9 protein-coding genes are annotated in these 9,288 nt (G+C 68.5%); 6 read left to right on the forward strand and 3 right to left on the reverse strand.

All coding sequences use genetic code 11. From position 1 onward, the window contains the following. The first annotated feature begins 58 nt into the window (after positions 1-58). The 3 genes from ACFWF2_RS23800 to ACFWF2_RS23810 are packed head-to-tail and all read left to right on the forward strand — an operon-like array spanning position 59 to position 2,484. On the forward strand, positions 59-1,102 hold the full coding sequence (locus ACFWF2_RS23800; RefSeq protein ID WP_379309651.1) for a Dyp-type peroxidase: 1,044 nt from the start codon (positions 59-61) through the stop codon (positions 1,100-1,102). Next, entirely contained in the window at positions 1,103-1,900 is a 798-nt protein-coding gene (locus ACFWF2_RS23805) for a family 1 encapsulin nanocompartment shell protein (protein ID WP_379309652.1), read from the forward strand. A gap of 56 nt (positions 1,901-1,956) precedes the next feature. Next, the gene (locus ACFWF2_RS23810; protein ID WP_379309653.1) at positions 1,957-2,484 is read left to right on the forward strand and encodes a hypothetical protein; all 528 of its coding nucleotides are present in this window, start codon (positions 1,957-1,959) and stop codon (positions 2,482-2,484) included. A gap of 58 nt (positions 2,485-2,542) precedes the next feature. Here the strand turns inward: ACFWF2_RS23810 and ACFWF2_RS23815 are convergent, their stop codons facing one another. Further along, positions 2,543-3,697, reverse strand: coding sequence for an epoxide hydrolase family protein (locus tag ACFWF2_RS23815; RefSeq protein WP_379309654.1), 1,155 nt, complete (start codon positions 3,695-3,697; stop codon positions 2,543-2,545). A gap of 63 nt (positions 3,698-3,760) precedes the next feature. Here ACFWF2_RS23815 and ACFWF2_RS23820 point away from each other — a divergent pair, with 63 nt between their 5' ends. Further along, positions 3,761-4,714 carry a helix-turn-helix transcriptional regulator gene (locus tag ACFWF2_RS23820; protein ID WP_379309655.1) on the forward strand — a complete coding sequence of 318 codons (954 nt, stop codon included), beginning with the start codon at positions 3,761-3,763 and terminating at the stop codon, positions 4,712-4,714. 13 nt (positions 4,715-4,727) lie between these two features. On the opposite strand, the gene ACFWF2_RS23825 is transcribed toward ACFWF2_RS23820, so the two are convergent. After that, a complete protein-coding gene (locus tag ACFWF2_RS23825; RefSeq protein WP_379309656.1) occupies positions 4,728-5,726 on the reverse strand; it encodes a GlxA family transcriptional regulator in 999 nt (332 codons plus the stop codon). A gap of 120 nt (positions 5,727-5,846) precedes the next feature. Here ACFWF2_RS23825 and ACFWF2_RS23830 point away from each other — a divergent pair, with 120 nt between their 5' ends. After that, entirely contained in the window at positions 5,847-6,668 is an 822-nt protein-coding gene (locus ACFWF2_RS23830) for an alpha/beta fold hydrolase (protein WP_379309657.1), read from the forward strand. A 45-nt stretch (positions 6,669-6,713) separates the two neighbouring features. Here the strand turns inward: ACFWF2_RS23830 and ACFWF2_RS23835 are convergent, their stop codons facing one another. Continuing rightward, on the reverse strand, positions 6,714-7,382 hold the full coding sequence (locus ACFWF2_RS23835) for a TetR/AcrR family transcriptional regulator (RefSeq protein ID WP_379309658.1): 669 nt from the start codon (positions 7,380-7,382) through the stop codon (positions 6,714-6,716). A 217-nt stretch (positions 7,383-7,599) separates the two neighbouring features. Between ACFWF2_RS23835 and ACFWF2_RS23840 the strand changes: the two genes are divergently transcribed. Beyond that, a complete protein-coding gene (locus ACFWF2_RS23840; RefSeq protein WP_379309659.1) occupies positions 7,600-9,135 on the forward strand; it encodes an amino acid permease in 1,536 nt (511 codons plus the stop codon). Positions 9,136-9,288 lie beyond the last annotated feature (153 nt).

Below are 9,288 nucleotides of genomic sequence, written 5' to 3' on the forward strand. Positions count from 1 at the left end.
TGCTGACACACCAGGGCACTGAACGAACCTGTCGGTCCTGAGCCGTACTGTGGACGCCATGGGTGAGCCACAGCCGATCCTCGATCCACTCACGCCTGCCGCGATTTTTCTCGTCGCCACCATCGACGAAGGCGGCGAGTCCGCGGTTCGCGACCTGTTGTCCGACATCTCCGGATTGCGGCGTTCCGTCAGCTTCCGGGTCCCCGGTGACGGGCTGTCCTGTGTCACCTCGATCGGCTCGCAGGCCTGGGACCGGCTCTTCGTCGGCCCGAAACCCGCTGAGCTGCATGAGTTTCCCGGCTACAACGGCCCCATCCACAGCGCGCCTGCCACGCCGGGCGACCTGCTGTTCCATATCAAGGCCGAGACCCAGGGCCCGTGCTTCGAGCTGGCCATGGTGATCGGCGAGCGCCTGCGCGGCGCGGCCACGATCGTCGACGAGACCGTCGGCTTCCGCTACTTCGAACAGCGCGACCTGCTCGGTTTCGTCGACGGCACCGAGAATCCCGAGGGCAAAGCCGCGGCCTCGGCGGCACTGCTCGGTGACGAGGACCCCGAATTCACCGGCGGCAGCTACGTGATCGTGCAGAAGTACACCCACCCGCTCGACCAGTGGAACGCGCTGTCGATCGAGGAGCAGGAGCGGGTGATCGGGCGAACCAAGCTCGCCGACTACGAACTGCCCGACGACGTGAAACCGGCCGACTCGCACGTGGCGGTCAACACCCTGGTCGACCCCGACGGCACCGAGCGCCAGATCATGCGCGCCAACATGCCGTTCGGCACCATCGGCACCGGCGAGTTCGGCACGTACTACATCGCCTACGCCGCGACCCCGAGCGTCACCGAGCGCATGCTCGAACGGATGTTCCTCGGCACCGGCGAGGCCGCCTACGACCGCATCCTCGACTTCTCGTTCGCGGTCACCGGCACCCTGTTCTTCACCCCCACCGTCGATTTCCTCGACGACCTGCCCGAGGCACCCGAATCCGTCGCCACCGAGGAAGAGTCCGATTCCCTGCCCGAATTCGTCCCGGTGGAGCAGGCGAACGCCAGCTCGGACGGCTCACTCGCCATCGGCTCGATGAAAAGGAGTATCTGAATGAACAACCTGCATCGCGAACTCGCGCCGATCAGCGGCGAGGCCTGGGAGCAGATCGAAGAGGAAGCCACCCGCACGTTCAAGCGCAATATCGCGGGCCGCCGGGTCGTCGACGTGTCGGGCCCGCACGGGCTCACCTATTCAGCGCTCAACCGCGGCAGGCTGACCAAGATCTCCTCCCCGGACGACGGTGTCCAGGCGCATCAGCGGGTGGTGCAGCCGCTGATCGAACTCCGCGTGCCGTTCACCCTGTCCCGCCAGGAACTCGACGACGTCGAGCGCGGCGCGGGCGACGCCGATTTCGACAACCTCAAGGCCGCGGCCCAGAAGATCGCCTTCGCCGAGGACCGCGCGATCTTCGAGAGCTACGCCGCCGCGGGCATCACCGGCATCCGCGCCGCCGCGTCCAACGAACCGGTCGAGCTGCCGGGCAATGTCGTCGACATCCCCGACGCGATCTCGCACGCGCTCACCGGGCTGCGCCTGGCGGGCGTGCAGGGCCCGTACTCGGTGGTGCTCAGCGCCGAGCTGTACACGCAGGTCAGCGAGACCTCCGATCACGGCCACCCGATCCGCACCCACATCGAGCGGCTGCTCGACGGCGAGATCATCTGGGCGCCCGCGATCAGCGGCGGTTTCGCGCTCACCACCCGCGGCGGCGACTTCGAGCTGGCCCTCGGCCAGGACCTGTCGATCGGCTACCTCAGCCACGACGCCGAGACCGTACAGCTGTACTTCCAGGAGTCCTTCACCTTCCTCGTGGAGACCTCCGAAGCGGCGGTTTCGCTCGGCTCGTGATCGCGGCGCGGTGACCACCGCTAGGGTGGGCGCGAGTCGTGGAGAGGGAGGTTCGCATGGCGGTCGTGCGTGCCGGTGTCGTGCCCGCTGGTCGGAGCCTGTTCTACTGCCTGATCGGGGTGCTGGCCACCACGGGCGTCGTCGGGTTGTTCCTGGCGATGTTCGGGGTGAACCGGGTCGTCACCGGGATCCTCGTCGGTGCGATCGCCGGGGTCGCGGCGGGCGTCGCGCTGTTCGTGCGTGATGTCGTCGAGCTCACCGAGCACGCGATCCACGCCAGGACCCCGTTCCGTTCGGCGACGGTGCCGTGGGATCGCGTCGTCGCCGGCCGGTTCACCCTCGACGAGCGGTCCCGCTGGGCACTGGCGCTCGACCTGACCGGCGAGACCACCGACGAACTGATCCTGCTGTCCATCCCGCCGGTCGTCGGCCCGGTCGCGGGCGCCTACGACATGCGTAAACGCGAACAGGTGACCGAGATCCGGGAGATGCTGCGCGCCAAGCGGATTCCGATCACCGTGCTCCCCGAGATCGCGGGCGCGCTGAACCGGCACTGGCAGATCGCCCCACCGACGTCGCGCTGACCCGGCGCTCACCGCCGAATGCCGATCCTGGCGCTCGGCAGGCGAACTCACCGAATGATCAGCGCAGCGTGCGGAAGAACTCACGCACATCGGTGGTGAGCAGTTCCGGTTCCTCCAGCGCCGCGAAGTGCCCGCCCCGATCGACGTCGTTCCAGCGGACGATGTTGTTCTCCGCCTCGTCGAAGCGGCGGATCGCCACATCGTGGGCGAGCACGAGCACACCGGTCGGCACGCCCGAATTCTCCGGCACCGCACCCCATTCCCCTGGCTGCGCGTAGCCGACATAGCCCGCGGACCCCGCGGTCCCGGTGAGCCAGTAGATCATCGCGTTGGTCAGCAGCCGATCACGATCGATGATCTTGTCGGGCAGCGTCTCGCGCGGGTGCGTCCACTCCCTGAACTTGTCCAGGATCCACGCCAGCTGCCCGATCGGCGAGTCGACCAGCCCATAGGCGAGGGTCTGCGGACGGGTGGACTGCACGGCGATGTAGCCGAACTCCTCGTTCATGAACGCCTCGATCCGCCGGATGCGGTCGCGCTCGAGCTCGGTCAGGCTCGCGCTGACCTCCTCGGACAGCGGCAGCTGCGGGAACGAGCCCGCGCCACCGTTGACGTGCACGCCGATCACCCGATCCGGCGCCACCCGCCCCACTTCCGGGCTCACCGCCGCGCCGAAATCGCCGCCCTGCACCCCGAAGCGCTGGTATCCGAGCCGGGTCATCAGCTCGGCCCACGCCTGCGCGATCCTGCGCACGGTCCACCCACCCTCGGTGACCGGTCCGGAGAACCCGAAGCCGGGCAGTGCCGGGATCACCACATGGAAAGCGTCGGCCGGGTCGCCGCCGTGTGCGCGCGGGTCGGTCAGCGGGCCGATCAGGTCGAGGAATTCCGCGACCGAACCGGGCCAGCCGTGTGTCAGCAGCAGCGGCACCGCATCGGGTTCGGCCGAGCGCACGTGCAGGAAGTGGATGCGCTGTCCGTCGATCACGGTCGTGAACTGTTCGTGCGCATTGAGTTTCGCTTCCTCAGCGCGCCAGTCGTAACCGGTGCGCCAGTGGTCGACGAGCTCACGCAGGTAGTGGGTCGGCACACCGGTGTCCCAGTCGTCGCCGGGCAGCGCGGCGGGCCAGCGCGCGGTGTCGAGCCGGTTGCGCAGGTCGTCGAGCTGCTGTTGCGGAATGTCGATTCGGAATCGCTGGATTTCGTCGCTCATGAAGACAACGATAGGAGCCACCTAGGACAGATTCCGCCCTAGCTGTCGGGCAGAATTTCCTTCATGTTGGAGACATCAGCCCGCCTGCTCCGCCTGCTGTCGCTGTTGCAGACTCCCCGCGACTGGACCGGCACCGAACTCGCCGAGCGCTTGGAAGTCGACGCGCGCACAGTGCGCCGCGATATCGAGAAGCTGCGCGCACTCGGCTATCCGGTCGACGCGACGCCCGGCGTCGGCGGCTACCGGCTCGGCGCGGGCGCGAAGCTGCCGCCGCTCCTGCTCGACGACGACGAAGCGGTGGCCGTCGCCATCGGTCTGCGCACCGCGGCGGGCGGCACCGTCGCCGGTATCGAGGACAGCTCCCTGCGGGCCCTCTCCAAACTCGAGCAGGTCCTCCCGTCACGCTTGCGCCACCGGGTCAGCCTGCTGCACTCGGTCACCGTCACGGTCCCCGCCGCCACCACTCCCGTCGATCCCGATGTCCTCACCGCCGTCGCGGGCGCCATCCGCGACAACCATCGCCTCCGATTCGACTACCGAACCCACGACGGCACAGCGACACTGCGCACCGTCGAACCCCACCGCCTTGCCCACACCGGCCGCCACTGGTACCTCATCGCCTGGGACACCGACCGCGCCGACTGGCGCACCTACCGCGCCGACCGCCTCACCCCGCGCATCCCCACCGGCCCCCGCTTCACTCCCCGCGAAGCCCCCGACCTCGACCTGGGCGGCTACCTCACCCGAGGCGTCACCACCTCCCCCTATCGGTACCAGGCCACCATCACCCTCGCGGTCCCCGCCGCTGCCGCCGCCGACCGCATCGCCCCCACCGTCGGCGTCATCGAACCCCTCGACCCCGAAACCTGCCTCCTGCGTACCGGCGCCGACGACCTCACCGAACTGGCCGTCTATATCGCCTCCTTCGACTTCCCCTTCCGAGTCAACGAACCCCCTGAACTCATCACCCACCTCCGCACCCTCGCCACCCGCTTCGCCGAGGCCACTGCGCCCTAGGACTCGAAGAGAGCTACGCGCTCGGCCGCGCTGTGAATCTCCGCCGGTAGTCCGAGGGCGACACACCGAGCCGCGCGATGAAAGCCCGCCGCAATGCCTCGGCGCTGGCGAACCCGGCATCAGCGGCGGCCCTGCTCACCGAGCTGCCCGCCTCGAGCCGGGTGCGGGCCAGATCGAACCGTGCGCTCGCCGCGTACTCGGCCGGGCTGAGCCCGACCTCCTCGGCGAAGAGCCGGGTGAGATGGCGCGGGCTCACATTGACGTGCCGCGCGAGTTCCCGCACGCTGTGCCGCTTCGCCGGATCCCGCGCGATGAGATCGGTCACCGCGCACACCGGTCCCGGCGGCAACGCGGCCGCACGCAGCGGTGTCGAGAACTGGGTCTGCCCACCGGAACGCTGCAGGTAGACCAGCAGGCCCTGCGCGACCTGACGCGCGATGGAACTGCCGAGATCGTCGGCCACCAGCGCGAGCGCGAGGTCGATGCCGGCGGCGACACCGGCCGAGGTCGCGATGTCGGCCTCCTGCACGAAGATTCGATCCGCCTGTACGTCGACGCGCGGATACCGGCGCGCGAGTTCGTCGGCGAACTTCCAGTGCGTGGTCGCGCTGCGACCGTCCAGCATTCCCAATTCGGCGAGCACGAAGGCGCCGCTGCAGATCGAGACGACCCGGCGGCTCCGCGCGGCGAGGGCGCGCGTGGCCTCGACGAGATCAGGTCGGACGAAGTCGGCGGGACGGACTTCGCTCCCCGGTATGACGAGCGTGTCCAGCGCGGGCGCGTCCGCTGCCGCAGCCGTCACGGCAACTCCCTGGCCGACCGAGCTGTGCACGGGTGCGCCGCTGGGTGAGAACAGCAAGACCTCGTAGGCATCGGCGAATTGATTCGCCTCGATGAAAACCTCTGCGGGACCGATGTAATCGAGCGCTTTCACCCCGTCGAACAGGAGAAACCCGATACGTCGTGTCCCACTAGATGCGTTGTGACGGACACGATCCGGGGGTAGAGACATGCCGATAAATCTAATGCTTGTCCGAAATGGCGGGATCCGCGGCCGTTCCGGTAGGCGACAGCCGACGTCCTTCCGACAACTATGGGCAACCTATCCATCCGCACCTCCGACGGGAGCGCAATGCCCTACTTCACCACCTCCGACGGCGCCGAGATCTACTTCTCCGACTGGGGCACCGGTCAGCCCGTCGTCTTCAGCCACGGCTGGCCGCTCAGCTCCGATGCGTGGGCGCTGGAGCGCAAGACCTTCGCCGACGCCGGCTACCGCGTCATCGCGCACGACCGCCGCGGTCACGGCCGCTCGTCGCAGCCGTGGCAGGGCAACGACATGGACACCTACGCGCGTGACCTCGCCGAGCTCGTCGAATCGCTGGACCTGCGCGATGTCATCGTCATCGGGCACTCGACCGGCGGTGGCGAGGTCGTGCGCTACGCCGCGCAGCACGGCAGGGACCGGGTCGCCAAGGTCGTCACCATCGGCGCGGTGCCGCCGATCATGGTCGCGACCGAAGCCAACCCCGACGGCCTGCCGATCGAGGTGTTCGACGGCATCCGCGCCGGCGTGCTCGCCGACCGCTCGAACTTCTACCAGGAACTCGCCCCCTCGTTCTTCGGCTTCAACCGCGAGGGCGTCGCCGTCTCGAAGGGCGCGCAGGACGACTTCTGGCGCCAGGGCATGCTCGCGGGTATCCAGGCCGCCTACGAGTGCGTCGCCGCGTTCTCGGCGACCGATTTCACCGAGGACCTGAAGGCGCTCGAGGTGCCGATCTTCATCGCGCACGGTGACGACGACCAGATCGTGCCGATCGCGGGTGCCGCGCTGAAGTCGATCGAGCTCGTGCAGAACGGGACGCTGAAGGTGTACCCCGGCGCTCCGCACGGCATCTTCGGCTCCTACCAGCAGGAGCTCATCCAGGACATCCTGGCGTTCATCAAGAGCTGAGGACCGTCGGCGCGGTGCCACGCACCGGTACCGCGCCGATACCGCTCAGGCGGGATCGATGTCGATCTCGCCCAGGCGCGCGAGGAGCGCGTCGGCCGCCGCGCCGACCTCGCCACGGTGCCCGACTATGCGCATGATCGCGTCCGGGATGACGCGCTCGGTCTCGACGGCCGCGGTCCCCTCGTCGGACCGGATGGCGATCACCGTCTCGACCAGCCGGAACGGCAGAATGCGTGCCTCATCGGACTGCCCTGCGGCAGCGCAGGATTCGGCGGTGAGTCGTTCGTAGTGCCCGCGCAACTCGTCCCGGTGGCGCCGGAACACGACGAACCGTTCGGTGCGCAGTTCGGGCAGCAGATACAGCGCGCCGAGATTCCATCGCGCGCTGCGCAACTGGCGCACGTCGAACAGGGCGAGTGCGTAGAGCTTCGTCGCGGCGGGCTCCGGCTCGCCGAGCATCCGCTGTGCCAATTCGGCCGGGCCTGCGACGGTTTCGGCCAGCAGGGCGTCGAGGATGTCGTCCTTGGCCGCGAAGTGGTGATACAGCGAGGCCTGTCTGATGCCGACCGCGTCGGCCACCGCCCTGGTGGAGGTATTGGCATAGCCCTTGGTGGTGAACAGCTCCGCCGCCGCGTCGAGGATCTCCGCGCGCGGCGTGGTTCCCTGCCTGCGCCGCTGTTCCAGCCGGGGACGCCCGGGACCGAGGTTTGCCACCTCCCGATTCTGTCATCGGGCCCCGACCAGGGCCGAAGCGGGGAGCTCACCAGCGAAGATGCCGCGCGGTCGAATTTCTGTCATTTGATAGAAACTTGGGCAACGCAGAAGTTACCGCAGGCCCCACACCCGATACACGCCGGACACCGTTCGAGCGATCGCGAGCGCAAAACTATCGCCTGATAGATATTTGGCCGCACCGCCGAAGGACACCGACATGGCCACGACTCTCGATTCCCCCGCCGAACCGCTCGACTCCGGCCGCGACAGTGCCGACCTGGCGGCGTTCGGTTATCAGCCGGTCCTGCATCGCAAGCTGGGACGCTACGCGTCGTTCGCGGCAGGCTTCTCGTTCGTCTCCATCCTCACCACGATCTTCCAGTTCTTCGGCTTCGGCTATTCGTTCGGCGGCGCCGCGTTCTTCTGGACCTGGCCGCTTGTCTTCGCCGGCCAGTTCCTGGTGGCGCTGAATTTCGCCGAGCTGGCCGCCCGGTACCCGATCTCGGGCTGCATCTATCAGTGGTCGCGCCGCCTGGCCGGCGGGCTGATCGGCTGGTTCGCCGGCTGGATGATGGTGATCGCGCAGGTCGTCACGGCCGCCGCGGCCGCGATCGCCCTGCAGGTCGTGCTGCCGACGATCTGGAGCGGCTTCCAGATCATCGGCACCGACACCGCGCTGACCTCCCGCGACGGCGCGATGAACGCGGTGCTGCTCGGCAGCGTGCTGCTGGTGGTGACCACCACGATCAATGTCATCGGCATCGACCTGATGGCCAGGATCAACTCGATCGGCGTCACCATCGAGATCGTCGGCGTGCTGGCGATCATCGCGCTGTTCTTCACCAGCGCCGAGCGCGGGCCCGGTGTCGTCACGCAGACCGACCAGGCCGCGCCCGGCCCGTACTGGGCGGCGTTCCTGGTCTCCGGTCTGATGGCCGCGTACGTGATGGTCGGCTTCGACTCCGCCGGTGAGCTGTCCGAGGAGACCAAGAATCCGCGCCGGGTCGCGCCGCGCACCATCCTGCTCGCCCTGTCGGTCTCGGCGCTCGGCGGCGGACTCATGCTGCTCGGCGCGCTGATGGCCGCGCCGAGCCTGTCCGACGGCGAATTGGCTTCCGGTGGACTGGCTTACGTCATCACCTCGAAGCTGACCAGCCCCGCCGGATCGGTCCTGCTCGGCTGTGTCGCGGTCGCGGTGATCGTGTGCACGCTGGCGATCCAGACCGCGGGCTCGCGCCTGCTGTTCTCGATGGCGCGTGACGGCAAGCTGCCGTTCGCGACGACCCTCGCGACCGTGCATCCGCGCTTCGGCACACCGGTGTGGCCAGCGGTAGTGATCGGCGCGCTCGGCATCGGGCTGCTGGTGCTCAACCTGGGCAACCCGGCCATCTTCGCGACCCTGGCCAGTGTCTGCATCGTCAGCCTGTATCTGGCGTATCTGCTGGTCACCGTGCCGCTGCTGGTGCGCAGGATCAAAGGCATGCCCGCACTGGACGACCCGACGCTGTTCAGCCTCGGTCGCTGGGGCATTCCGATCAACGCGCTCGCGGTGGTCTGGGGCATCGCGATGGTGATCAACCTGGCCTGGCCGCGGGCCGAGGTGTACACGCCCGCGGGCGGTAGCTGGTGGCAGCTGTGGGCAGGTCCGCTGTCGGTGGCCGTGATCCTCACCGCGGGCGCGATCGTGTACCGCTTCGTGGTGGCCACCAAGGACAAACTCCCCCTGGCCGAAACCGCGCCCGCCGCAGCCTAATTCATCTGGCACACCCCCAATCGACCCCGACCGCCCCCTCAGCCACGCACGCCCCGACCTCGAGGAGGGCAGGCCGCGCAGCGGCCGTCGCGGCCGTCCCGCCGGTCAGGCGCCGTTGCGTACGCGACGAAGGAGCAAGCAACGGTGCCTGAC

The organism is Nocardia sp. NPDC060259, assembly GCF_042728775.1.
Lineage (GTDB): Bacteria > Actinomycetota > Actinomycetes > Mycobacteriales > Mycobacteriaceae > Nocardia.

Coding starts and splice junctions, on each gene's coding strand:
- ACFWF2_RS23830 (WP_379309657.1), top strand. CDS start 5,847: ATGCCCTACTTCACCACCTCCGACGGCGCCGAGATCTACTTCTCCGAC.
- ACFWF2_RS23825 (WP_379309656.1), bottom strand. CDS start 5,726: ATGTCTCTACCCCCGGATCGTGTCCGTCACAACGCATCTAGTGGGACA.
- ACFWF2_RS23800 (WP_379309651.1), top strand. CDS start 59: ATGGGTGAGCCACAGCCGATCCTCGATCCACTCACGCCTGCCGCGATT.
- ACFWF2_RS23805 (WP_379309652.1), top strand. CDS start 1,103: ATGAACAACCTGCATCGCGAACTCGCGCCGATCAGCGGCGAGGCCTGG.
- ACFWF2_RS23840 (WP_379309659.1), top strand. CDS start 7,600: ATGGCCACGACTCTCGATTCCCCCGCCGAACCGCTCGACTCCGGCCGC.
- ACFWF2_RS23810 (WP_379309653.1), top strand. CDS start 1,957: ATGGCGGTCGTGCGTGCCGGTGTCGTGCCCGCTGGTCGGAGCCTGTTC.
- ACFWF2_RS23815 (WP_379309654.1), bottom strand. CDS start 3,697: ATGAGCGACGAAATCCAGCGATTCCGAATCGACATTCCGCAACAGCAG.
- ACFWF2_RS23820 (WP_379309655.1), top strand. CDS start 3,761: ATGTTGGAGACATCAGCCCGCCTGCTCCGCCTGCTGTCGCTGTTGCAG.